The organism is Alcaligenes sp. WGS1538 (assembly GCF_043187505.1).
Lineage (GTDB): Bacteria > Pseudomonadota > Gammaproteobacteria > Burkholderiales > Burkholderiaceae_B > Alcaligenes.
In genome coordinates this window covers 532,080-553,977 of the sequence record NZ_CP171109.1, presented here as the reverse complement: position 1 = coordinate 553,977, position 21,898 = coordinate 532,080, and the positions used below count along the sequence as shown (strand labels likewise).

The following is a 21,898-nucleotide window of genomic DNA, read 5'->3' as shown; positions in this document are numbered from 1 at the left end:
GCCTGAAACCGTGCCGAAAGCAAAAAGATGGCGCGCTGTCTGAAACTTCATACAGAGTTCCGCAGCTCAACGTAACTGCGCATAGAAGTTCATCTACCCGGTCGGATCCTGAATGGGGATCCCGACCTCCTCCACACCTCCCCGGTACTCGGGGTCCATCACGGACGGCTCGAGCGAACGGCTTGCACATGGGCGACGAGATCGACCGCGAGACTGGTGTATGGCAACTATGTGCCCCTCGATCGGAGCAATCCGGACGTGTTCGCGTACATCCGTGAACTTCCCTGCGAGAAGGTGTTGGTGCTTCTGAGCTTCAGCGACAAGGGCGGGAGTTTCAGGTTGCCGGCAGGGTTCACGCTGGGGGAGGCATGGATCAACAACTATCCTTTTCCCATCAAGGACACTGATGGCAGGATAACGCTGAAGCCTTGGCAGGCTGCCGTCATCAAGCTTGAATGATCGGGCCGAGCGCTGCACGCCCGACGCCCCCCCGATGCAGGCAAGAACGGGCCCGGTGCTCAGCCCAGGCCCGCAGTTCGGCTGAAGCCAGGCCTCAACCCTTGGCCGCCAACGGTTTTCCAAACTCCGCCGCAGGTACTGCCGCAAAGCCGCGTCCCGATGCTGCGCCGGCTCAAGGAGGGGAGCCCGCCAGGCAGACTTCGGACCGATCCTCGGCGGCGTGCGCCGGCGCTTGCTCCTTTGACTCGTCAGGAGCGGTTCCTGGCAGCGCAGCCGCCTGCTCTTGCGTGCAATGTCGCTGGATCAGCCTGTTCAAGGTTCGCGTCGTCACCGCGAAGTGCTCGGCCACCGCCTGTTCCGGAACCCCCTGCTCCAGCAAGGCCTGCGCTTCCAGGCATTGTTCTCGGGTCAGGGAAGGAAACCTTCCGACGTGTTTGCCTTGCGCCCGCGCGGCGGCCATTCCGGCCCGGGTGCGCTCGCTGATCAGCGCACGCTCGAACTCGGCCAGGGCCGCCATCATGTGAAAGACCAGCCGCCCCCCCGAGGAGCTGGTATCGATGTGCTCGCACAATGAGCGAAAACCGATCTCCCGCTCCCCCAGGTTGTCCAGCATCTGCACCAGATGCACCAGGGATCGACCCAGACGATCCAGGCGCCAGACGACAAGCTTGTCCCCTGGCTGCAATTTGCGCATTGCCCGATTGAGTCCAGGCCGCGCACGCGCACCGCCTGAAATACCACTATCCGTATAGATGACATCGCAACCAACGCTCTTGAGCGCCTGAATCTGGAGCTCCAGGTTCTGTTCGTCGGTTGAAACTCGAGCATAGCCAATCCGCTTGCTCGTTCTGACTGCCTGCATGGGGTCCTCACCGAGGAATCACATATCGCCGCTGATGTGCCGGGATCTTCTGCGGTAAGTCTGGCGAACTCGAAAGTTTTCCAGATGCCGACGACATTGATTCCAAAACTTGACAATAAGGGATCCCTTCGAACAAGGGATTACTTTTTTTGTTCAATCGCCGTTTTCAGGCTTGGCACTACATCTGTTTACATCAAATAACAGTTTCCCAAAACGGATCCCTTTTTGTTTCAACAAATAAATTAGGAAAAAGGAGCGATTGTATTTCGCTCAGCAGCCCGTCATGGGGCGCGTATTGATTTTTGGTATTTTTCGCTTCCGAACCTGCAGCGCGGGCTCCAGAGAATTTCCATCGCGCTCACCCGGCGCGCAGGCCATCGACAAGGCGCGCAAATGCCACATAGGCCCCGGCCCATCATAAAAGCAGCGCTGGAGCTTCACCGCCTCCCTGCAGCCGGCCATTTCGGAAAGGAGACGTGCTGATGCGCCTCACCCGCGTCCTGACAGTTCTGCTGCTCGAGCCGTTCGTATCGGATGCATCGATGACACTGCTGGATTTTCTGGAAATCAGTTGGTCCATCGGGGCCGCGGGCCGTGTCGCCACCGATGTCAACGAGGTGCTGGCTACGCTACGCAAACCCAATCATGCGCATGTGCTGGTCATCGACTCCATGGACGCCCCGGACCATGACATGCCAGCCCTGATAAAGCAGCTGAAATCCCAGCACAGGACCGGCATCGTCGTGGTGCTCAAAGACCCTGCGCAACGCCGTCAGGCGCTTGCCGCAGGTGCGGACGAATGCATCCTCCTGCCCATGCACAAGCAGAAATTCTTGAAATGCATGCAGGCCTTGCTGAGCCGCTACGACACCGCGCCCCTGAGGGCAGATCCGCGTTCGCCGGAAGCCCGCAGGACAAGCCGCCCGCTTTCACATGACGCTCGCCGCGCCGCCAAGGCGCCGCCCAAGCGGCAGGGCGCGGGCACGACGGCATACAAGGAAGGCCTGCCGCACTCCCGCCCCCTTGAACATGCGGACGCTGGATACAAGCTGGCAGCAGTCCCGTGGCTGCTGGATGAAGACCACAGCCGGCTGACCATGCCAAATGGGCGGGATGTTTTTCTGACCCAGGACGAGAAGAAATTTCTCGGCCTATTGTTTCGTACCGAGCACGGATGCCTTGGATGGTCCCAGCTTGTGCACGCAAAAAAATACATCGGCGAACTACGCGACACTTTTGCCACCACCGCCGGCCTATTGCACCGCAAATGCCTGGATGCCGGCTGCATGCTGCCCTTGCATTGCGACTGGCGGTATGGCTATGTTTTTTTCAAGCCTTTCGCCATTTGGAAGCCTTCATTAATGCGTTGAATTTCCAGTCCAGGAAATGCTGTGTATTGTTTCCAGACAAGAAACAAGTCAGCAATAAATGTGGCAATTTAAATTAATCGATTCATTGAAGTTACTTATTGATACAACATATCGCCGCCTCGACGTCTGCCACAACAGAGCTCCGATACGTTCGATGCCGACCTCGAGCTGACCATCCGCACCAATTGCGCGCTCAAACAACCTTGCCGGACAACCGCCCTCCTGCATGAAGGTCCGTTCGTCCAAGGGATGGCGAACAGCGCCCAGCCAGACCGGCCTGCTGGATCGAGCTCGGCTTGGAAGCTATGCAGCGTCCGTTCGAGAACCGCGATCCGTCAAAATACGCAGCGATTTGCCCGACCGGGACGCGACGACGCTTTCCGTGCCGAGAAATGAAGGGAATACAAAAAGGGGCTGGAGCGGGTGATGGGAATCGAACCCACGCTTGAGGCTTGGGAAGCCGCCGTTCTACCATTGAACTACACCCGCCCTGAATGGCGCCGCAAGAGGCCGAGCGGCCGGACGCGAAGGGAAAAAAATTATAGCGCGATCTTCGCTCCGTGCGCACGCGGGCAGCGATTTTTTCATGCTCGCGGACATGAAATCGGCGACAAGACTCACTACAATGGAGTTTTCCCGATTTTTAGCTGATACGCGTGTCATCGCCGATGTCCCGCGCCTTATCCCATGACCTCGAGCACCGAAAAACAATCACTCCTGTCGCCCAGCGTATCAACCAGCAATTCGGGCGAAACGCACATCCGCAGCTTCGTGCATCGGCGCGCCCACATCACGCCCAGCCAGGAAGAAGCGCTGGCGCGCCTGCTGCCACAGTGGTCCGTGCCCTACCGCGACGGCACGCTGAACCTGGAGGCGACCTTCGGCAACGCCAATCCCGTGATCCTCGAAATCGGCTTCGGCATGGGCGAGACCACCCAGAAGATCGCCCAGGCCCGCCCCGGCGACAATTTCCTGGGCGTGGAGGTGTTCAATGCCGGCGTGGGTGCCCTGCTCAAGCGCATCGACGAACACCAGATCAGCAATATCCGCATCATCCAGCATGACGCCGTGGAAGTGGTGCGCGACATGATCCGCCCCGGCACCCTGGCCGGCATCCACATCTACTTCCCCGACCCCTGGCCCAAGAAGCGCCACCACAAGCGCCGCCTGGTGCAGGCGCCCTTCATCCAGCTGCTGGTCAGCCGCCTGCAGAAAGGCGGCTACATCCATTGCGCCACGGACTGGGAGAACTACGCCGAGCAGATGCTCGAGGTGCTGTCGGCCGAGCCCATGCTGAGCAATACCCACGAAGCCTATGCGCCGCGCCCCGACTTCCGTCCGCTGACCAAGTTCGAGAACCGCGGGCTGCGCCTGGGCCACGGCGTCTGGGACCTGATCTTCACCCGCAACGACGTACCCGCCCCTGAACTCACCTGGCCCAGGAAAGAGGCATGAACGCGCGCCTGTATCCTCCTATCGAGCCCTATGCCCAAGGGATGCTGCATACGGACGACGGCCATCACATCTACTGGGAGCTCTGCGGCAATCCGAAGGGCAAGCCGGCCATCTTCCTGCACGGCGGCCCGGGCTCGGGCTGTTCGGTCGATCATCGCCGCCTGTTCGACCCGCAGAAATACAATGTGCTGCTGTTCGACCAGCGCGGCTGCGGGCGCTCCTACCCGCACGCCAGCCTGGAAGACAATACCACCTGGCACCTGGTGGCCGACATCGAGCGCCTGCGCCAGGAAAAGCTCAAGGCCGACAAGGCGCTGCTCTTTGGCGGCTCCTGGGGCTCCACGCTGGCGCTGGCCTATGCCCAGACCCATCCCGAACACGTCAGCGAACTGGTCGTGCGCGGCATCTTCATGGCCCGTCCGCAAGAACTGCGCTGGTTCTACCAGGAAGGCGCCTCGCAGCTCTTCCCCGACTTGTGGGAGCGCTACCTTGCGCCCATCCCCGAGAACGAGCGCCACGACCTGATCACGGCCTACCACAGGCGCCTGACCGGCGCCGACCCGGCCGAGCAGATGCGCGCCGCCCATGCCTGGTCCCAGTGGGAAAGCAGCACCATTACCCTGCTGCCCAGCCAGGCGCACATGGACTCGCACTCCACCGACAAGACGGCGCTGGCTTTTGCACGCATCGAGAATCACTACTTCATGCACCACGGCTTCCTGGAGCCGGACCAGCTTCTGAAAAACGCCCATCGCCTGCACGGGATTCCCGGCGTGATCGTACAAGGACGCTATGATGTCTGCACGCCCGCCCGCACCGCCTGGGAACTGCACCGCGCCTGGCCGCAAGCCGAATTCCACATGGTGCCCGATGCCGGCCATGCCTACGACGAACCGGGTATCCTGGCGCAACTGCTGAATGCTACCCGGAAGTTCGCCACCTGAAACACTTGCTCCCGGATCGATGCCGGGCACGACCAGAGACAGCCATGAACATCACCCTGAACGGCCAGAACAAGACCTTGTCGAACACCGACACCATCTCCGCACTGATCGCCCAGCTGGGCTACGAGAACAAGCGCATCGCCGTGGAGCTGAACGGCGACATCGTGCCCAAAAGCCAGCACGCCACCACCGCCATCAAGGACTCGGACACGATCGAAATCGTGGTGGCCGTGGGCGGAGGCTGATTCTCCAGGGCGAAAATGCACAATTGCTGACATTCGCGCAGAGCGACGCTCCCAAGGAACGGGCATAATGGACAGGTCGGCGCCGACAGGCGGCCGACCAGACACCACCCTTACTTAGGAGCAGAACAATGGGCGTATTCAGTTTTCTAAAAGAAGTCGGTGAAAAGATTTTCGGCGCCAACGAAGCCAAGGCCGCCACCGCCGACGAACTCCGGAAAGAACTGGACAAGCACCAACTGTCCGCTGAAGGTCTGAACATCGCCGTGGACGGCGACAAGGTCACCGTCAGCGGCCAGGCGGCCTCGACGGAACAGGCCGAGAAAATCGTACTGGCCCTGGGCAACACGCTGGGCGTCTCCCAGGTGGACAACCAGTTGAGCGTCGCGCAGCCCGCCCCCGAAGCCACCATGTACACCGTGCAAAAGGGCGACACACTGTGGAAGATCGCCGAAGCGCACTACGGCAAGGCCAACGGCGCCAAGTACAACGTGATCTTCGAGGCCAACAAGCCCATGCTGAGCCACCCCGACAAGATCTACCCCGGCCAGGTGCTGCGCATCCCCGCGCTGTAAGACCACGGTTTCCCGCAAGAAAAAACGCCCGCTTCCGCGGGCGTTTTTGCGTCAAGGCGTCTACGGGTCAGCGAAAACCCTTGAAGCCGTTCTTGGCCAGGCCCTTGAGCGCGCCCATGCCGCCCAGGCCGCGCATCATCTTGGCCATGCCGCCTTTCTTCATCTGCTTCATCATGCCCTGCATCTGCTCGAACTGATTGAGCAGGCGATTGACCTCCTGCACCGTGACGCCCGAGCCGGCGGCGATGCGGCGCTTGCGCGAGGCCTTGAGCAGCTCGGGCTTGGCGCGTTCGGCCGGCGTCATGGAATTCAGGATGCCTTCGGTGCGGCGCAGCTGCTGTTCGGCCTGCCCGCCCTGCAACTGGGCGGCCGCCTGGGAGAACTGGGCGGGCAGCTTCTCCAGCAGGGAGCCCATGTCGCCCAGCTTCTTGACCTGTTGCAGCTGATCGCGGAAATCGTTCAGGTCGAACTTGTCGCCGGACTTGATCTTGTCGGTGATCTTCTGGGCTTCGGCAATGTCGATATTGCGCTGGGCCTGCTCCACCAGGGACACGATATCGCCCATGCCCAGCACGCGCTGGGCCATGCGCTCGGGGTGGAAGGGCTCCAGGCCGTCCAGTTTCTCGGACACGCCCACGAACTTCAGGGGCTTGCCCGTGACGTGGCGTACCGACAGGGCCGCACCGCCGCGCGCGTCGCCGTCCAGCTTGGTCAGCACCACGCCGGTCAGCGGCAGGGCGTCCGCAAAGGCCTTGGCCACATTGACCGCGTCCTGGCCCTGCATGGCGTCGACCACGAACAAGGTCTCGATGGGAGTCAGCAGATCGTACAGGGCGCGGATCTCGCGCATCATGGCCTCGTCCACGCCCAGGCGGCCGGCCGTGTCGACGATCAGCACGTCGAAGTGGTGGCGCTTGGCATGGTCCAGCGCGTTGCGGGCGATGTCCTCGGGCTTCTGGCTGGGGTCGGACGGCAGGAACTCCACGCCGACCTGCCCCGCCACGGTCTTGAGCTGTTCGATGGCGGCCGGGCGATACACGTCGGCGCTGACCACCAGCACCTTTTTCTTGCCCGTCTTGCGGCCATGCTGGATGTGCCCGCCTTCGGACAGCCACTTGGCCAGCTTGCCGGTGGTGGTGGTCTTGCCGGCGCCCTGCAGGCCCGCCATCAGGATGACGGCCGGCGGCTGCGCGGCCAGCGACAGTTCGCTGGCGGCCTCGCCCAGGTCCCCGCCCATCAGGGCGGTCAGTTCCTGGTGGACCACGCCCACCAGCGCCTGGCCGGGGTTCAGGCTGTCGGCCACCTCCAGGCCCAGCGCCTTCTCCTTGACCCGCGCCACGAAGTCGCGCACCACGGGCAACGCCACATCGGCCTCCAGCAGGGCCAGGCGGACTTCCCGCAGCATGTCCTGGGTGTTGGACTCGGTCAGGCGAGCCTGTCCGCGCATGGTTTTCACCACGCGGGACATACGCTGGGTCAGATTTTCAAACATAGGGGTGGGTTCGCTTAAACTAGGTTATCGTGTGGTCTACGAATAAGAATAAAATGGCCGCTTGGGGTACGCCCCGTACTGTCTTTCAGGAAATCCGGGACTTATGTCTGCAAGTATTGTATTTCACTTGCTCGCCGCGCTGGCATACATCGTGCTTTCGATCTCGCTGTGGCGTCCGCTGACACAAGGCAGCGCCCGCACGGCGCTGAACGCGCCCAGCCGGATCGCGCTGCTGTGCGCCATCATCGTGCACGGCGCGGGCCTGCTGCTGACCATCGTGCTGCCGCACGGCCTGCACCTGAGCTGGGCGCTGGCGCTGTCGGCCGCCATATGGCTGGGCATGGTGGTCTTCTGGTTCCAGAGCCTGTATCTGCGGCTGGACAGCCTGCTGCTGATTCTACTGCCTGCGGCCACGGTGGTCAGCCTGCTGGCCATCGCTTTTCCGCAAGGCCACATCGTCAACCATGCCGGTAACGAGTGGCTGCGCATCCACCTGATGATCGCCCTGGTGGCCTACGGCCTGAGCACGGTGGCCGCCCTGCACGCCATCCTGATGACCGCGCTGGACCGCCAGCTGCACCGCCCCATCCAGCAGGAAGAGCATCGCGGCCTGCTCAGCCGCGCCCTGGACACCATGCCGCCCCTGCTGGTCCAGGAGGAATTGCTGTTTCGCCTGATTCGGGTCTCCTTCTTCATCCTGACCCTGACCATCCTGAGCGGCGCCGCCGTTTCCCTGGCCGTGGACGGCAAATTGCTGCCTGCTGACCACAAAACCATCTTCACCCTGCTGTCCTGGGTTACATTTGGTGGCTTATTATGGGGACGAAAACAGTACGGATGGCGCGGCCGCATCGCCTTGCGCTGGACGCTGGCGGGCTTTGCCTTCCTGCTCCTGGCCTACACGGGCAGCCGTTTCGTGCTGGAAGTGATTCTGCAGCGAGGGACAATTGGGTAAAGCGTTATTCTGGGTGATCGTCATTCTGGCGGGCATGATCATTGCCCGCATCGTGTCGCAAAACAAGGCCCGCAAGAAGAACCCGCCCAACCCCGCCATGCGCCCGCCGCGCGCGCGCGGCGGCACCGAACCCATGGTGCGCTGCGCCCACTGCGGCATACACCTGCCCCGCTCCGAGGCGCTGATGAGCAACCATCACACCTGGTGCAGCCTGGAGCATGCCAAGCGCGGTCCGCGTCAATAGAACGCCATGGCCCGCATGCACCACGCCTACGACCTGGACCGGCAGGGCTGGCTGATGCCCCACGCCAACGTGACGCGCGCGCTCTCGCCCAACCACGACGAGCGGCCCGAAGGCGACACCCCGACGCTGCTCGTGCTGCACAACATCAGCCTGCCGCCCAACGAGTTCGGCGGCCCCTACATCCGCGACTTCTTCCAGAACCGCCTGGACTTCAGCGCCCATCCCTGGTTCGAGAACATACGCGAGCTGAACGTGTCGGCGCATTTCCTGATCCAGCGCAACGGCCACATCATCCAGTTCGTGCCCACCACGCGGCGCGCCTGGCACGCCGGCGTCTCCCGCTTTCAGGAACGCGAACGCTGCAATGACTTTTCCATCGGCATAGAACTGGAAGGCAGCGACTTCGTGCCCTTCACGGAAGCGCAATACCGGGAACTGGCGCGCCTGAGCCGCGCCCTGCGCATGCGGCACAGCCTGCGCCACGTGCGCGGCCACGAACACATCGCGCCCGGCCGCAAGACCGACCCCGGCCCGCACTTCGACTGGCGCCGCCTGGCGCGCGAGCACGGCTGGCCGGCGGCCGCCCTGCCCGAGGGCGCTCAGGACCGGTAGAGCACGTCCGGCCCGATGGCTGCCAGATCGTTGCAGCCCGTCAAGGCCATGGCCACTTCCAGCTCCGCCCGCAGAATGTGCAGGACATGGGCCACCCCGGCCGCGCCCGCGGCCGCCAGGCCGTAGACATAAGGTCGGCCCACCAGCACCGCCTTGGCGCCCAGCGCCAGGGCCTTGAGCACGTCCGTTCCGCGCCGTATGCCGCCGTCCATCAGGACCGGCGCGCGTCCCTGGACGGCTTGGCACACCTGCGCCAGCACATCCAGGGCCGTGGGCGCGCCATCCAGGTTGCGGCCGCCGTGATTGGACACCACCACGCCGGCCGCGCCGCTCTCCAGCGCCCGTACGGCGTCCCTGGGCCGCATCACGCCTTTGACCAGCACCGGCAGGCGGCTTTCCCGCGCCAGCCACGCCAGATCGTCCCAGGTCGGGGCCCGATCCAGCAGGCCGCTGCCGAACAGCGGGCTGCTGCCGGCCGCCCCCAGCACCGCGCCCAGCGTGCCGGCGCCGCGCAGATTCACGGCCTCGATATCCGGCGGCAAGACGAAGCCGGCGCGCTGCTCGCGATTGCGCACGCCGTTGACGGCGGCGTCCACCGTGAACACCAGTGCCCGGTAGCCCGCCGCTTCCACCCTGCGCAGCAGCTCCAGCATGAAATCGCGATCCGCATGCCAGTACCACTGCGCCCACAAGGGCGCGTGGGCATGGGCGGCGATATCCTCGAAAGAATGGCTGGCCTCCATGCTGATGATGCTGACCGCGCCCATGGCGCCCGCCCCCAGCACGCTGGCCAGCTCACCCTGGGGATGCGCCAGGCGCTGGTAGGCCACGGGCGCGAGCAGAACGGGGTAGGCCAGACTCTGGCCCAGCAGCTCCAGCCGCGTCGAGGGCTGGTCGAACTGGCCCAGCGCCGCCGGCCACAGCTTCCAGCGGCGGTAACTGTCCAGATTGTCCCGCACAGTCAGCTCGTCCGCCGCACCGCCGCTGATGTAAGCCCAGGCGCCTGGCGTCATGCGCTCACGGGCATAAGGTTCGTAGTCGGCCAGGCTGGCGATGTCGGCGGGTATGCTGGCCAGAGGCGGGAGACGGTCTTGCGGCATGGTCTTCAGGCTCCAGTGGATCAGACGTCGCTCCATTCGCGCAGCAGATTATGGTAGATGCCGGTCAGGCGGGACAGCTCCTGCGGGTCGGCCCCCTGCCCGGCCAGCTGCTGGATGCTCTGGTCCAGCTCCCAGAGCAGCTTGCGCTGGTGCGCGTGACGCACCATGCTCTGCGTCCAGAAGAAAGACGCGTAGCGCGTACCTTTGGTGACCGGCTCGACACGGTGCAGGCTGGTGCCCGGGTAGACCACCATGTGCCCGGCGGGCAGCTTGACCGACTGGCTTCCATAGACGTCTTCGATGATCAGCTCGCCGCCTTCATATTCGTCCGGATCACTGAAGAACAACGTCGTGGACACGTCCGTGCGCAAGCGCTGGCTGGTGCCCGGCACGGTAAAGATGGCGTTGTCGATGTGATTGCCGTACTGTCCCCCGCCCTCGTAGCGGTTGAAGCGCGGCGGCAGCATGCGCAGCGGCAGGGCGGCGGCGATGAAGCCGCTGTGCTGGCCGAGCACATGCATCAGGAATTCGCCCATCTGGCGGGCCATGGGATGATCCAGCGGCAGCTGCAGATTGCTCTTGCTCTGCTGGGCCAGGTAGCCCGCCGTCTTGCGCCCGTCCTCCCACTGCGCCTGCTCCAGCGCCTGGCGGCATTCACGCAGCTGTTCGACGTTCAGGACATCGGGGATGGTGATCAGCATGGGGCACCTGCAGGACAAATATGAAAAAGGCCTTGGCCGGCCCGAAAAAGGACAGGCCGCCCCGAAAGGCGGCCCGTCCCGCTCTACATCGAAACGACGTGCTTACTCGAAGCGGTAGGTCGCATTCAGCATATAGGAGCGGCCGGGGCCCACGTTGGCGAAAATGCCGACGTGGGAAGCATCATACATGCGCACATTGCTGATGTTGTTCACATTGAACTGCAAGGCGATGTTCTTGTTCACGTCGTAGCGCGCCATGGCATCGTAACGCCAGTAGGACGGCAGCTTCAACTCATTGGCGTCGTCCACGAAGCGCTTGCCCACATACGTGGCGCCCGCGCCCAGCGTCAGCTCGGGCAGGACCTTGTAGGTCGTCCAGACGTTGAAGCTCTGCTTGGCGATGAACTTCATCTGATTGCCGTCATAGACGTTGGCGCCATTGCGGTACTTCTTGATCTTGGGATCCAGGTAGGTGTAGCCGGCCCAGATATTCCACTTGGGCGTGATGGCGCCGGCCGCGCCCAGTTCCAGGCCGCGCACCCGGTTGCTGCCGCTCAGGGACACATCGCCCGTCAGCGGATCGGTGGAACGCGCATCCTTCTTGTCGGTCTGGAAGAGGGCCGCCGTCAGGGACAGCTTCTCATCCGCCACGTCCCACTTGGTGCCCAGCTCCCAGCTCTGGCTGCGCTCAGGCTTCAGCTCGCGTATGGCTGCTCCCCCCGCAGAGCCGTCGGCGTTACCCGCCTGCCCCAGGTTCTCGCCGGTCGGATTGGACGATGTGCCGTAGCTCAGGTAGATGGATCCATTGGGCGCCGGCTTGTACACCACGCCCAACTGGTAGTTCCACATGTCGTCCTTGCGCGAGTCCTTCGTATTGTCCGCTTCGAAACGATCAAAACGCAGGCCGCCGTTCACCATCCACTGGTCATTGATGGTGATGGTGTCAAAGACATAGGCCGAACGCGTTTTTATGTCGCCGGTCTTGGTCTTGGGACCGTATTGCAGGGAGTAGCTGTAATCGCGGTTGGGGTTCGGGTTGTAGAAGGAATCCGTGTCGCGGCCCGGGCCGCCCGTCATCGCCTTGTTGGAGATTTCCTCCTTGCTGAATTCCACGCCGGCCACGATGTCATGCTTGAGCGAGCCCGTATTGAAGCTGCCGTAGATGTCGGTCTGGTTGACCAGGGATTCGGACACGCGGTAGTTCAGGCGGTCGTCGCGGCGGAACTGCAGGCCTTCGCCTTCGGTCGCGCAGGCGCCGCCCGAAGCGGCCGTGCAATTGTCGAAGGACGGGCGCGTCATCAGGTAGTGGTTCAGCGTCTTGCTGTAACGCGTCACGTTGCGCACGGTGAAGCGGTCGTTCAGGTCGTGCTCGATATCCGCCGAGGCGGTATCCGCGGTGTACTTGCGGAAGTCCACATTGCGACGGCCGTAGAAATTGTCGCGGTCCGCCTCCAGGGGCGTGTCGCGGCCGGGATTGGCGGCATTCTTGAAGGGAAAGCCCAGGTCCGGCATGTCCTTGTTCTCCAGGCGGGAATAGGACAGGGTGACGCGGGTCGGCGTGCCCAGGCCGAAAGCGATGGAAGGCGCGATGCCCCAGCGATCGATCTTGACGCCGTCGCGGCCGGGAACGTCCCCGCCCATGCGCATCAGGTTCAGGCGGATGGCGCCCGTTTCGGAAAAGGCATAGTTGCCGTCGGCCGTGAACCGGTGCTGGTCGGAGGTGCCATAGCCGGCCTGCACTTCGAAGAAGTCCTTCAGCTTGGGCGTCTTGGTGACCAGGTTCAGGCTGCCGCCGGTGCCGCCGCGTCCAGTAAAGGCCGAGCTGGGCCCCTTGAGCACTTCCACCGACTCCAGGTTGAAGGTCTCGTGCGAGCCGCGCGCATAGTCGCGCACGCCGTCGATGAAGATGTCGGTACTGGCTTCATAGCCGCGAATGAAGGGGCGATCGCCCACGGGCGTGCCGCCCTCGCCCGAACCCAGCGTGATGCCGGGCGTCGTGCGCAGCACGTCCTGCAGGGAGGTAGCGCCGCGGTCCTTGATGACCTCTTCGGGAATCACGGTGATGGAGCGCGGCGTGTTCAGCAAGGACTCGGAAAACTTGACCGATTGCGCCTTGTGGGCCTGGAAGCCGTCAATATCGTTGGCGCCGGAGGAACCCTGCACACGGATGGATTTCAGTTCGGTCACGCCGGGGTCGGCGGATTGGGCCAGGGCGGGGCTGGCCAGGGCCGTGAAAAGAGCAGCGGATAAAACCGTCTCGGCAAATCGGCGAGGCGGCTGGGCAGAGATAAAGGACATCACCAGCTCCGGGATAGGTATACCGCTTTTTAAAGGCAAAAGCTCCCCCCTTACACGCCGAAAGCCGGGTGATGGAAGATGTTTGCGTCTAAAGCGTGTGGTTGGTATTAGCGACGCTAATGTTAATCATTCTTATTAACGAACCCAAGCAGAAATTGACGTTTTCCTGAATTCAGGTATTTGAAAGCTGTTTCTTATCTGAAAATGTTGCGGATACGCATCAAAATGCGAATGAAAACGACTCTTGTTCCTTGTCAATTCCAAACCCTGCGATGAAGGGGCTGAGCACTTGAACACGGCGTCCTCCTGTCACGCAAGCATGGAAAAGCCCCGCTCCCTTTTCAGGAAGCGGGGCCTGGTCCGTCACGACGGACGGGGTCTTACAGATTCAGCAGCAGTCGATTGACGCGCTTGACGAAGCTGGCGGGATCCTGCAGGGATGCGCCTTCAGCCAGCATGGCCTGCTCCAGCAGCAACAAGGCCCATTCGCTGAACTGGGCGTCGTCGGCAGCCTGCACTTTGGCGATCAGTTCATGGTCGGGGTTGATCTCCAGTATGGGCTTGACCTCCGGCGCCTGCTGGCCGGCCGCCTGCAGCATGCGCAGCAGGTGCGGGCTGAGCTCGTTGGCATCCACCACCACGCAGGCAGGCGAATCCACCAGGCGCGCCGTGATGCGCACTTCCTTGACCTTCTCGCCCAGGGAGGCCTGCAGGCGCTCCACCAGAGGCTTGAAGGTCTCGGCCACTTCGGCCTGATGCTTCTTTTCCTCTTCGTCGGCCAGCGCGTCCAGGTCCAGGCCGCCCTTGGCCACGGATACCAGGGGCTTGCCCTCGAATTCACGCAGGTAGGACAGCATCCATTCATCCACGCGGTCGGACATCAGCAGCACTTCGATGCCTTTCTTGCGGAACACTTCCAGGTGCGGGCTGTTCGCGGCGGCGGCGAAGGAATCGGCCGTGACGTAGTAGATCTTGTCCTGGCCTTCCTTCATGCGGCCTATGTAATCGGCAAAGGACACGGTCTGGGCCGAGCCTTCCTGATGCGTGGAAGCAAAGCGCAGCAAGGCGGCAATGCGCGCCTGATTGCCCAGGTCCTCGCCCGTGCCTTCCTTGAGGACCTGGCCGAACTGGCTCCAGAATTCGGCGTATTGTTCGGGTTGGTTCTCCGCCAGGTCTTCCAGCAGGGACAGCACGCGCTTGGCGCTGCCTTCGCGGATGGCGCGCACGTCACGGCTTTCCTGGAGGATTTCGCGCGACACGTTCAGCGGCAGGTCGGCCGAATCGATGACCCCGCGCACGAAGCGCAGGTAGGCGGGCAGCAGTTGTTCGGCGTCGTCCATGATGAAGACGCGCTTGACGTACAGCTTCACGCCGCGGCGCGCGTCCCGGTCCCACAAGTCGAAAGGCGCATGCTTGGGCACGAACAGCAGTTGGGTGTATTCGCTGCGGCCTTCGACGCGGTTATGCGTCCAGGCCAGGGGATTGTCGTAGTCGTGGGCGATGTGCTTGTAGAACTCCTGGTACTGCTCGTCGGTGATCTCGGACTTGGATCGCGTCCACAGGGCGCTTGCCTGGTTGACGCTTTCCCACTCGTCCCCCTTGACCTGCTCCTTCTTGTCCTCGTCCCACTCTTCCTTGCGCATCTGCACAGGCAGGGAGATGTGGTCGGAATAGCGGCGCAGCACGTTGCGCAGGCGCCAGCCGTCCAGGAAATCATCCTCGCCCTCGCGCAGGTGCAGGGTGATGGTGGTGCCTCGCTCGGCTTTTTCCGCGGCGGCAATGGTGAATTCGCCTTCGCCGGTCGACTCCCACAGCACGGCTTCCTGGTCCTGGCCGGCGCGGCGCGTCAGCACGGAGACCTTGTCGGCCACGATGAAGGACGAATAGAAGCCCACGCCGAACTGGCCGATGAGCTGCGTGTCCTTCTGCTTGTCGCCGGTCAGTTGGGAAAAGAACTCCTTGGTGCCCGAACGCGCAATGGTGCCCAGGTTGGCGATGGCTTCATCGCGCGACATGCCGATGCCGTTGTCGGCGATGGTGATGGTGCGCTGTTCCTTGTCGAAATCCACGCGGATGCGCAGCTCGGCGTCGCCCTGCAGCAGGGCGGGATTGTCGAGGGCTTCGAAGCGCAGCTTGTCGCAGGCGTCGGACGCATTGGATACCAGCTCGCGCAGGAAGATTTCCTTGTTGCTGTACAGCGAGTGGATCATCAGGTGCAACAGCTGTTTGACTTCAGCCTGGAAACCCAGGGTTTCGGACATATTCGCAGTGTCGGTCTGGCTCATGGTGATGAAGCAAAGAATGGTTGAATGCCACGCGCCTTCAGCGCGCCCTATCTCAGGCAGATAGGGGCGGGGCGTGGTATTTCAAGAGGGGGGGCTCAGGCGGAAGGGCCGGAAGTCAGGGCGACCACTCCGCCCACCATGACCAGGCAGCCCAGCAGGCGCCAGGCGTTGACCTTTTCGCGCAGCACCACCATGCCCAGGATGGCGCCGGCCATCATGGACATCTCGCGGGCCGGGGCCACCATGGACAGCGGCGCGCCCATGCCCAGGGCCTGCAGCACCAGGATGTAGGACAGGGGCGAGAGCAGCCCCACGCCGGCAGCCAGCTTCCAATAGGGCTTGAGGCGGACGAAGCCCGCCCGTCCCTGCCGGGCGATGTAGGGCGAGAGCATGCTCACGCGCAGCACATTGCTGAACCAGTCCAGCAGGAAGGGGGAGATCAGCAGCACCTTGACGCCATAGGCGTCGACCACGGTGTAGCCGGCGATCAGCAGGCCGGTCTGCACGCCCCAGCGCACGCCCTTCAAGGCGGCGGGATTCAGGAAGCGGCGCAAATGGCCCTGGGTGGCGATCAGCAGGATGCCCGCCACCACCATCAGGATGCCCAGCACGCCCAGCGGGCGCACCGGCTCGCCCAGCAGGATGAAGGCGCCGACCGAGGACAGCATGGGCCCGGTGCCGCGCGCGATGGGATAGACCACGGACAGGTCCGCCACCTGATAGCCTTTCTGCAGGCTGAGGCTGTAGCCCATGTGAAGCAGGGAGCTGAGCACCAGGCAGGCGACCGTGGCCGTGTTCCAGGGCATGTTTCCCTGGGTGACGAGCACCCAGACCATGACGGGGAAATAGAACAGGATGGCGAACAGCGAGTAGGCGAAGACGAAGTGCGCCCCCGCCGAGGCGGCCCGCTTGGACAGGAGATTCCAGCTCGCATGGATGAACGCGGCGACGATCACCAGCAGTAAAGCGGACCAGGACATGAAGTTTTCGCAAGCCGACGGCAAAACGAAAACTATACGCCTCCTTCAGGCCGCGGGCCACCGCTCCAGGGGCGGCCGCATGGAGGCCAGATCGCCGGTATGGACAAAGGCCACGCCGGCAAGGTGATGACAGAGACTATGCCGCACGGGGTGGGCCAGCACAATCAGGCAACGCATGGGTCAACGCTCCTTGAAAACCGGATCCAGTCTGTTGTACGGCGCGTCGAATCCGCGTAAAGAAGACGCACTGCCGCCGCAAGCCGACAAGAGTAAGATGAACAGGACCTGTTTTCAATGGAGGCTCGCATGAGCACGCTGCTGTATGTCGATTTTCCCTACACCGGCCCCTGGGGCGCGGACATGAGCGCCGCCATGCGCGAGCTGGCCGAATCCATCGCCCGGGAGCCGGGCCTGATCTGGAAGATCTGGACCGAGAACCAGGCCGAACGCAAAGCCGGCGGGGTCTACCTGTTCACCGACCGTGCCAATGCCCTGGCCTACCTGGACATGCACACGCGGCGGCTGAACAGTTTCGGCATAGAAGGCGTGGACGGCCGCCTGTTCGACGTCAACCAGCCTCTGAGCGACATCGACCACGGGCCGATCTGAACACCCGGTGACGCCCGATCGCGCGCCCTATACACTGGCGTCTCGCCCGCGGCAGCCAAACCGATCCGCCCACACACATTGCACGCCATAGACACGGAGTCCATATCATGAGTCAACTGGAAACCATCAAGGTCCTGGGAATTTGCGGCAGCCTGCGCAAGCATTCCTTCAATGCCGCCCTGCTGCGCTGCGCCGAACGCCTGGCGCCCGAGCACATGCAATTCACCCATGCTCGGATCGGCGACATCCCCCTGTACGACGATGACGTCTTTCAGCAAGGTTTCCCGGAGCCGGTCCAGCGCCTGCGCCAGCAGATCGCCCAGGCCGACGCGCTGCTGTTCGTCACGCCCGAATACAACTACTCCATGCCCGGCGTCCTGAAGAACGCCATCGACTGGGCTTCGCGTGGCGCGGACCAGCCTTTCGCCCACAAGCCCGCGGCCATCATGGGCGCCAGCGCCGGACGCCTGGGTACGGCCCGGGCCCAGTATCACTTGCGCCAGACCCTGGTCTTCCTGAACGTGCATCCCCTGAACCAGCCGGAAATCATGATCCCGACCGCGCAGAACCTGATCAACGACCAGGGCGAACTGCACGACGAAGCCACCGAAGGCTACATCCGCAAGCAATTGCTGGCCCTGGAGCACTGGACCCGCCGGCTCCAGTCCCGTTGACGTCCTTCGCTTCCTAAAGCCCGCCCAGCAGATCGTTTTCGTTCAAGAGATCGAAGACGATCTGCACATTGGCCTCCAGCCCGCGCCGCACGGCGGCGGGCACGGTCTGCCGCGTCTTGCGGCACAGCCCCGGCATGGGCTGCAGCTCTATCGTCAAGCCGCGCACGGTGCGCACCTCCGCCGCGCCGATCTCCACGCGCAGCTCCACCCCCAGCAGATCCTTGAGCCTTTGCTGCATGTGACGCAGGTCGTCCAGGCTGCGCAGGGCTTCCAGCCGCGCCAGCAGCTTTTTTTCCTCTTCACGCGTCAATTGCAGGATGCGCATATCCTGGCCGGCCTGCTCCAGCAGCAGTTCGCGCTGGCATTCACAGGCGCCGGGAGGACAGGGCTGGCGCAAAGGCATGATGCTCACTCTCCGGACAAGACGAAACGGGCTTGCGACGATCCGGGCCTGGCGGCCCCTATGGACTGATTCTAATCAAAGCGCGCGCCGGGCGCAGCCTGCGCGCCGGCAGCCTTGACGGCTGTTTCACGGACGGCTGGCTACATTCAGCCTGCGTTCATCTGCAACGCCCTCCTGCTTTCCAGAATCAACCATAGGATGACGTCTCGTGACCACCTCTCCCCTCCCCCTGCCCCGCCTGCGAGTCCTTGCCGCCCTGCTGGCCGCCTCCTGCGCCGGCGCGGCCCATGCGGCCGATTTCAGCCTCGGCGCCGGCGTGGGCTATGCCCCGAAATATGAAGGCGCCAGCAAGTACGAATTCAGCCCCTTCCCCGTCCTGAGCATCAGCGGCGAGAACTGGTTCATCGGCGGCAAAGGCAACGGTCCGGCCGCCGGCCTGCAATACAGCATCACCCCCGAATGGACGACCGGCGTCTTCGTCGGCCTGCAAGGCGGGCGCAAGGAGAAAGACGGCGATCGCCTGTTCGGCACCGAGGAAATCAAGAACCACGGCGTGGGCGGCGTGTTCACGGAATATCAAATAGGCCGTTTCGGCGTGGGCTTGACCTACTACCAGGCCTTCAAGCGCCAATACGGCAGCGGCGCCCTGCTGGACCTGTCCTACCAGGTCTGGGAATCGGCCTCGGGCGACACCTCGCTGAGCTTCGAAGCCAACGCCCACTGGAGCAGCAAGAAAGCCATGAATACCTGGTTCGGCGTGACCCAGGCCGAAGCCCTGGCCAGCGGCGGACAGCTGACGCCGTACGAGCTGAAGGGCGGCATGCGTTCCTATGGAGTATCGGCGACCCTGAGCCATCAGTTCGCCCCGCGCTGGAACGCCTCCCTGAGCGTGGGCATGCAGTCCCTGGCCGGCAAGACCAAGGACAGCCCGCTGGTGGAAAAACGCAATGCCGCGGAGGGTTCGCTGAGCATTGCGTATCAGTTCTGAGCCTGGGCGCCGCCGGCCCGGCAGGACGACCTGCGCCCGGAAAGGCTGCCGGCCCGCGCCAGGGCGGGCCGTCGTATAGCGTTCAGGCCGTCAGTTCCACGGCCTTGAAGTCCACCGGCACGTCCAGCGCCACGTTCACGTAGTTGGTGAACAGGTTCAGCGCCGTCACGGCGATCAGCTCCACCACCTGGCCTTCATCGAAACCGGCCTGGCGCACGGCCTGCACGTCGGCCTCGGATACCTGGCCGCGCTTGTCGACCAGCTTGAGCACGAAGGCCAGCGCGGCCGCGGTGCGCGGGTCGTCGGACTGGCCTTTCTGGGCCTTGGCCAGCGTTTCCTCGCTGAGCCCGGCCTTGCCGCCCAGGGCGGTGTGCGCAGCCAGGCAATATTCGCACCGGTTGCGGTCGGCGATGGCCACGGCCAGTTGCTCGCCCAGCCTGGCGCCCAGGGTGCCGCTGCCCAGCGCGCCGAACGAGCCCCACATGCTGCGCAGAGCGGCGGGCGACAGGGAAACCGTGCGGAACATGGCGGGCACGGCGCCGAATGCTTTCTGGATGTCCTGCAAGGCGGGCTGGCTGGCGGCAGGGGCCTGGGCGGGCTCGGGCAAAGACAGACGGGACATGATGTTCTCCTGGTAAAGCGGGCCGGCGGCCCGGAAAGACGTCCGGATGGACTGGAAACAGTGTCTCGCCAAATTCGAGACCATTGGATAACATCCATCCATAGAAGTTATCTTTCCATCCAAGGACTGGGGCATCATGAATCTGGACCGACTCTCGCTGCTGCTGGAACAATTCCGCGTGCGCGCCCACCTGTTCCATAACGGCCCCCTGTGCGGCGTGACGCGCTTTGCCGCCCAGCCGGGCCGGGCCTTCCTGCACATCCTGCGGCGCGGCGAGCTCACCGTGCGCCATGACGCGCGCGATCCCTTGCCCCGGACCCTGCGGATCGAGCGGCCCAGCCTGATCTTCTACCCCCGCCCGCTGGAGCACGCTTTCCACAACCCGCCGCAGGACGGCTCGGACTTCACCTGCGCCACGCTGGACTTCGACGGCGGCGAGCAGCATCCCCTGGCCCGTTCCCTGCCCGACCTGATCGTGGTGCCGCTGGACGACATTCCCGGCCTGCGGCAGGCGCTGGAGCTGCTGTTCGCCGAAACCGAGTCCGTGCGCTGCGGACACCGATTGCTGGCCGACCGACTGTTCGAGATCGTGCTGCTGCAGCTGCTGCGCTGGCTGTTCGACCATCCCGACCGCTGCGCCATCCCCGTGGGCCTGTTCCGCGGGCTGTCGCATCCGCCGGTCGCGCGCGCCCTGCTGGCCATCCAGGCGGATCCCGGGCGCAACTGGACGGTACAGTCCCTGGCCCGGGAAGCGGGCCTGTCGCGCAGCGCTTTTGCCGCGCAGTTCAAGCACTGGGTCGGCGACACGCCCGCCGACTATCTGGCCCAATGGCGCCTGGCCCTGGCCTGCCAGCGGCTGGGACAGGGCCAGTCTGCCAAGCGCATCGCCATCGACCTGGGCTACGCCAACCCCTCCGCGCTCTCGCGCCTGTTCCGCCAGAAGACGGGCCGGTCCATCCGCGACTGGATGGCCTCACGCCGCACGGACTGATCGATTGCGCTCCAGCACGGCCAGGAAATTGGCGACTGCCGGATTGGGGTTGTCCGAGACATAGGCGCTCATCAGCTCGGCCGCGATATCGCCCGCATCCAGCAGGGGCAGATAGACCAGGGTGTCGGTGCGCAGGCGCGCCAGCGACGCCGGCACCAGCGCGGGCGCGATGCCGGCCTCCACCAGGGTCAGCACGGTGGGCACCAGGCTTTCCTGCACGAAGCGGGGCAGGCAGCCGGAGCGCTGCAGCATGCGCTGCAAGAGCAGATGAAAGTAACGCGATTTCTGGCGCGAATATGACACCAGTTCATAGGAGAAGGCCTGCGCCAGCGTCAGCCCCTGCGCATGCAACGCGGCGCGCGGATCGTCGCGCCGCAGCACGAACCTCATGGGCTCGGATTCCACCAGTCGCGGATTCAGATCCGGCACGGCGAAGGACGGGCGTATCAGGGCCACGTCCACCCGCCGCTCGTACAAGGCGGCAGGCATGTCGCTGGAATTCATTTCGTGCACCTGCATGTCCACTTGGGGATAGGCCTGGCGGAAACAGTACAGGTGCCGCGACACCCCCGCATAGGCGCTGCTGGGCGTCAAGGCGATGCGCAACAAGCCGGTTTCGCCGCGATGAACCTGCTGCACGGCCTGCACGGTCTGTTCCAGCTCGGCGCCGATCAGGCGCAGGCGGCGCTGCAGTTCTTCGCCCGCGGCCGTCAGGCGCACCGAACGGGTGGTGCGCATGAACAAGGTGGCGCCCACCTGCTCTTCCAGACGCCGGATGGCCTGGCTGAGCGGCGGCTGCGTCATGAACAGGCGCTGGGCGGCGCGGCCGAAGTGCAGTTCCTCGGCCACCACCATGAACATGTCCGCCAGTTTCGAATCCAGCATATCGCCTCCAATTAAGTCTTTGAAGATATCAATTTTGATTATTTTTAATATTAGACAACATAATTTTACATCTCTACCATGGCCCCTGAATCATATGAACAACGGGGCCGGCCGACGCGCCATGACGCGCAAACCAGCCCATCGCAGGAGAT

The 21,898-nt window shown here is 63.6% G+C and carries 24 protein-coding genes and 1 tRNA gene; 13 read left to right on the top strand and 12 right to left on the bottom strand.

From position 1 onward, the window contains the following. The first annotated feature begins 216 nt into the window (after positions 1-216). A complete protein-coding gene (locus ACF3ND_RS02585; protein ID WP_394063958.1) occupies positions 217-459 on the top strand; it encodes an alpha-glucosidase C-terminal domain-containing protein in 243 nt (80 codons plus the stop codon). Positions 460-631: 172 nt separating this feature from the next. On the opposite strand, the gene ACF3ND_RS02580 is transcribed toward ACF3ND_RS02585, so the two are convergent. Continuing rightward, the gene (locus ACF3ND_RS02580; RefSeq protein ID WP_394063956.1) at positions 632-1,321 is read right to left on the bottom strand and encodes a recombinase family protein; all 690 of its coding nucleotides are present in this window, start codon (positions 1,319-1,321) and stop codon (positions 632-634) included. A gap of 482 nt (positions 1,322-1,803) precedes the next feature. On the opposite strand from ACF3ND_RS02580, the gene ACF3ND_RS02575 reads away from it, so the two are divergent. Beyond that, positions 1,804-2,691 (top strand): hypothetical protein, encoded by an 888-nt coding sequence (locus ACF3ND_RS02575; RefSeq protein WP_394063954.1) that lies wholly within the window; start codon positions 1,804-1,806, stop codon positions 2,689-2,691. A 415-nt stretch (positions 2,692-3,106) separates the two neighbouring features. On the opposite strand, the gene ACF3ND_RS02570 is transcribed toward ACF3ND_RS02575, so the two are convergent. Beyond that, positions 3,107-3,180: transfer RNA gene (locus ACF3ND_RS02570), tRNA-Gly, on the bottom strand. Between the two features lie 198 nt (positions 3,181-3,378). On the opposite strand from ACF3ND_RS02570, the gene trmB reads away from it, so the two are divergent. From trmB to lysM, 4 genes are all read left to right on the top strand, one after another. Continuing rightward, positions 3,379-4,146, top strand: a complete 768-nt coding sequence (gene trmB, locus ACF3ND_RS02565; protein ID WP_394063952.1) for a tRNA (guanosine(46)-N7)-methyltransferase TrmB — start codon at positions 3,379-3,381, stop codon at positions 4,144-4,146. Then, a complete protein-coding gene (pip, locus tag ACF3ND_RS02560) occupies positions 4,143-5,090 on the top strand; it encodes a prolyl aminopeptidase (RefSeq protein ID WP_394063950.1) in 948 nt (315 codons plus the stop codon). The genes trmB and pip overlap by 4 nt, the downstream gene beginning before the upstream one ends. A gap of 44 nt (positions 5,091-5,134) precedes the next feature. Then, positions 5,135-5,335, top strand: coding sequence for a sulfur carrier protein ThiS (thiS, locus tag ACF3ND_RS02555; RefSeq protein ID WP_394063949.1), 201 nt, complete (start codon positions 5,135-5,137; stop codon positions 5,333-5,335). A gap of 128 nt (positions 5,336-5,463) precedes the next feature. Then, complete coding sequence (lysM, locus tag ACF3ND_RS02550) at positions 5,464-5,907, top strand: peptidoglycan-binding protein LysM (RefSeq protein WP_394063947.1); 444 nt, start codon at positions 5,464-5,466, stop codon at positions 5,905-5,907. Between the two features lie 67 nt (positions 5,908-5,974). Here lysM and ffh read toward each other — a convergent pair whose 3' ends face one another. Then, entirely contained in the window at positions 5,975-7,399 is a 1,425-nt protein-coding gene (ffh, locus tag ACF3ND_RS02545; RefSeq protein WP_394063945.1) for a signal recognition particle protein, read from the bottom strand. 103 nt (positions 7,400-7,502) lie between these two features. Here ffh and ACF3ND_RS02540 point away from each other — a divergent pair, with 103 nt between their 5' ends. From ACF3ND_RS02540 to ampD, 3 genes are read left to right on the top strand one after another with little or no spacing between them, the layout of a single operon-like run. Beyond that, entirely contained in the window at positions 7,503-8,354 is an 852-nt protein-coding gene (locus tag ACF3ND_RS02540) for an inner membrane protein YpjD (protein ID WP_394063943.1), read from the top strand. Continuing rightward, positions 8,347-8,598, top strand: coding sequence for a PP0621 family protein (locus ACF3ND_RS02535; protein WP_394063941.1), 252 nt, complete (start codon positions 8,347-8,349; stop codon positions 8,596-8,598). Before ACF3ND_RS02540 ends, ACF3ND_RS02535 begins: the two co-directional genes overlap by 8 nt. Before the next feature lie 6 nt (positions 8,599-8,604). Further along, positions 8,605-9,210 carry a 1,6-anhydro-N-acetylmuramyl-L-alanine amidase AmpD gene (ampD, locus tag ACF3ND_RS02530; RefSeq protein WP_394063939.1) on the top strand — a complete coding sequence of 202 codons (606 nt, stop codon included), beginning with the start codon at positions 8,605-8,607 and terminating at the stop codon, positions 9,208-9,210. On the opposite strand, the gene ACF3ND_RS02525 is transcribed toward ampD, so the two are convergent. The 6 genes from ACF3ND_RS02525 to ACF3ND_RS02500 form a co-directional block, all read right to left on the bottom strand. Beyond that, positions 9,198-10,346, bottom strand: coding sequence for an alpha-hydroxy acid oxidase (locus tag ACF3ND_RS02525; RefSeq protein WP_394063937.1), 1,149 nt, complete (start codon positions 10,344-10,346; stop codon positions 9,198-9,200). The two genes, ampD and ACF3ND_RS02525, sit on opposite strands and share 13 nt — an antisense overlap. Then, positions 10,331-11,011, bottom strand: a complete 681-nt coding sequence (locus ACF3ND_RS02520; RefSeq protein ID WP_394063935.1) for a Fe2+-dependent dioxygenase — start codon at positions 11,009-11,011, stop codon at positions 10,331-10,333. Before ACF3ND_RS02520 ends, ACF3ND_RS02525 begins: the two co-directional genes overlap by 16 nt. Before the next feature lie 102 nt (positions 11,012-11,113). Further along, positions 11,114-13,309 carry a TonB-dependent receptor gene (locus tag ACF3ND_RS02515; RefSeq protein WP_394063933.1) on the bottom strand — a complete coding sequence of 732 codons (2,196 nt, stop codon included), beginning with the start codon at positions 13,307-13,309 and terminating at the stop codon, positions 11,114-11,116. A 380-nt stretch (positions 13,310-13,689) separates the two neighbouring features. Continuing rightward, the gene (htpG, locus tag ACF3ND_RS02510; RefSeq protein ID WP_394063931.1) at positions 13,690-15,594 is read right to left on the bottom strand and encodes a molecular chaperone HtpG; all 1,905 of its coding nucleotides are present in this window, start codon (positions 15,592-15,594) and stop codon (positions 13,690-13,692) included. A 95-nt stretch (positions 15,595-15,689) separates the two neighbouring features. Next, a complete protein-coding gene (locus ACF3ND_RS02505; RefSeq protein WP_394063929.1) occupies positions 15,690-16,574 on the bottom strand; it encodes an EamA family transporter in 885 nt (294 codons plus the stop codon). A gap of 45 nt (positions 16,575-16,619) precedes the next feature. After that, positions 16,620-16,751, bottom strand: coding sequence for a hypothetical protein (locus ACF3ND_RS02500; protein WP_394063927.1), 132 nt, complete (start codon positions 16,749-16,751; stop codon positions 16,620-16,622). Between the two features lie 129 nt (positions 16,752-16,880). On the opposite strand from ACF3ND_RS02500, the gene ACF3ND_RS02495 reads away from it, so the two are divergent. Further along, the gene (locus ACF3ND_RS02495; protein ID WP_394063925.1) at positions 16,881-17,183 is read left to right on the top strand and encodes a monooxygenase; all 303 of its coding nucleotides are present in this window, start codon (positions 16,881-16,883) and stop codon (positions 17,181-17,183) included. 107 nt (positions 17,184-17,290) lie between these two features. Beyond that, positions 17,291-17,857: an NADPH-dependent FMN reductase gene (locus ACF3ND_RS02490; protein WP_394063923.1), complete on the top strand. Its 567-nt coding sequence runs from the start codon at positions 17,291-17,293 to the stop codon at positions 17,855-17,857. 13 nt (positions 17,858-17,870) lie between these two features. Here ACF3ND_RS02490 and ACF3ND_RS02485 read toward each other — a convergent pair whose 3' ends face one another. Beyond that, complete coding sequence (locus tag ACF3ND_RS02485) at positions 17,871-18,260, bottom strand: hypothetical protein (protein WP_394063921.1); 390 nt, start codon at positions 18,258-18,260, stop codon at positions 17,871-17,873. A 208-nt stretch (positions 18,261-18,468) separates the two neighbouring features. On the opposite strand from ACF3ND_RS02485, the gene ACF3ND_RS02480 reads away from it, so the two are divergent. Continuing rightward, a complete protein-coding gene (locus ACF3ND_RS02480) occupies positions 18,469-19,248 on the top strand; it encodes a MipA/OmpV family protein (protein WP_394063919.1) in 780 nt (259 codons plus the stop codon). Between the two features lie 82 nt (positions 19,249-19,330). Here the strand turns inward: ACF3ND_RS02480 and ACF3ND_RS02475 are convergent, their stop codons facing one another. Then, on the bottom strand, positions 19,331-19,870 hold the full coding sequence (locus ACF3ND_RS02475; protein WP_394063917.1) for a carboxymuconolactone decarboxylase family protein: 540 nt from the start codon (positions 19,868-19,870) through the stop codon (positions 19,331-19,333). A 136-nt stretch (positions 19,871-20,006) separates the two neighbouring features. Between ACF3ND_RS02475 and ACF3ND_RS02470 the strand changes: the two genes are divergently transcribed. Further along, positions 20,007-20,861, top strand: a complete 855-nt coding sequence (locus tag ACF3ND_RS02470) for a cupin domain-containing protein (RefSeq protein WP_394063915.1) — start codon at positions 20,007-20,009, stop codon at positions 20,859-20,861. Here ACF3ND_RS02470 and ACF3ND_RS02465 read toward each other — a convergent pair. Next, the gene (locus tag ACF3ND_RS02465) at positions 20,844-21,746 is read right to left on the bottom strand and encodes a LysR substrate-binding domain-containing protein (protein WP_394063913.1); all 903 of its coding nucleotides are present in this window, start codon (positions 21,744-21,746) and stop codon (positions 20,844-20,846) included. The two genes, ACF3ND_RS02470 and ACF3ND_RS02465, sit on opposite strands and share 18 nt — an antisense overlap. Between the last annotated feature and the right edge of the window lie 152 nt (positions 21,747-21,898).

Coding starts and splice junctions, on each gene's coding strand:
- ampD (WP_394063939.1), top strand. CDS start 8,605: ATGGCCCGCATGCACCACGCCTACGACCTGGACCGGCAGGGCTGGCTG.
- ACF3ND_RS02465 (WP_394063913.1), bottom strand. CDS start 21,746: ATGCTGGATTCGAAACTGGCGGACATGTTCATGGTGGTGGCCGAGGAA.
- ACF3ND_RS02485 (WP_394063921.1), bottom strand. CDS start 18,260: ATGCCTTTGCGCCAGCCCTGTCCTCCCGGCGCCTGTGAATGCCAGCGC.
- ACF3ND_RS02575 (WP_394063954.1), top strand. CDS start 1,804: ATGCGCCTCACCCGCGTCCTGACAGTTCTGCTGCTCGAGCCGTTCGTA.
- lysM (WP_394063947.1), top strand. CDS start 5,464: ATGGGCGTATTCAGTTTTCTAAAAGAAGTCGGTGAAAAGATTTTCGGC.
- ACF3ND_RS02505 (WP_394063929.1), bottom strand. CDS start 16,574: ATGTCCTGGTCCGCTTTACTGCTGGTGATCGTCGCCGCGTTCATCCAT.
- ACF3ND_RS02520 (WP_394063935.1), bottom strand. CDS start 11,011: ATGCTGATCACCATCCCCGATGTCCTGAACGTCGAACAGCTGCGTGAA.
- ACF3ND_RS02500 (WP_394063927.1), bottom strand. CDS start 16,751: ATGCGTTGCCTGATTGTGCTGGCCCACCCCGTGCGGCATAGTCTCTGT.
- ACF3ND_RS02525 (WP_394063937.1), bottom strand. CDS start 10,346: ATGGAGCGACGTCTGATCCACTGGAGCCTGAAGACCATGCCGCAAGAC.
- trmB (WP_394063952.1), top strand. CDS start 3,379: ATGACCTCGAGCACCGAAAAACAATCACTCCTGTCGCCCAGCGTATCA.
- pip (WP_394063950.1), top strand. CDS start 4,143: ATGAACGCGCGCCTGTATCCTCCTATCGAGCCCTATGCCCAAGGGATG.
- ACF3ND_RS02475 (WP_394063917.1), bottom strand. CDS start 19,870: ATGTCCCGTCTGTCTTTGCCCGAGCCCGCCCAGGCCCCTGCCGCCAGC.
- ACF3ND_RS02495 (WP_394063925.1), top strand. CDS start 16,881: ATGAGCACGCTGCTGTATGTCGATTTTCCCTACACCGGCCCCTGGGGC.
- ffh (WP_394063945.1), bottom strand. CDS start 7,399: ATGTTTGAAAATCTGACCCAGCGTATGTCCCGCGTGGTGAAAACCATG.
- ACF3ND_RS02540 (WP_394063943.1), top strand. CDS start 7,503: ATGTCTGCAAGTATTGTATTTCACTTGCTCGCCGCGCTGGCATACATC.
- ACF3ND_RS02515 (WP_394063933.1), bottom strand. CDS start 13,309: ATGTCCTTTATCTCTGCCCAGCCGCCTCGCCGATTTGCCGAGACGGTT.
- thiS (WP_394063949.1), top strand. CDS start 5,135: ATGAACATCACCCTGAACGGCCAGAACAAGACCTTGTCGAACACCGAC.
- ACF3ND_RS02490 (WP_394063923.1), top strand. CDS start 17,291: ATGAGTCAACTGGAAACCATCAAGGTCCTGGGAATTTGCGGCAGCCTG.
- ACF3ND_RS02580 (WP_394063956.1), bottom strand. CDS start 1,321: ATGCAGGCAGTCAGAACGAGCAAGCGGATTGGCTATGCTCGAGTTTCA.
- ACF3ND_RS02470 (WP_394063915.1), top strand. CDS start 20,007: ATGAATCTGGACCGACTCTCGCTGCTGCTGGAACAATTCCGCGTGCGC.
- htpG (WP_394063931.1), bottom strand. CDS start 15,594: ATGAGCCAGACCGACACTGCGAATATGTCCGAAACCCTGGGTTTCCAG.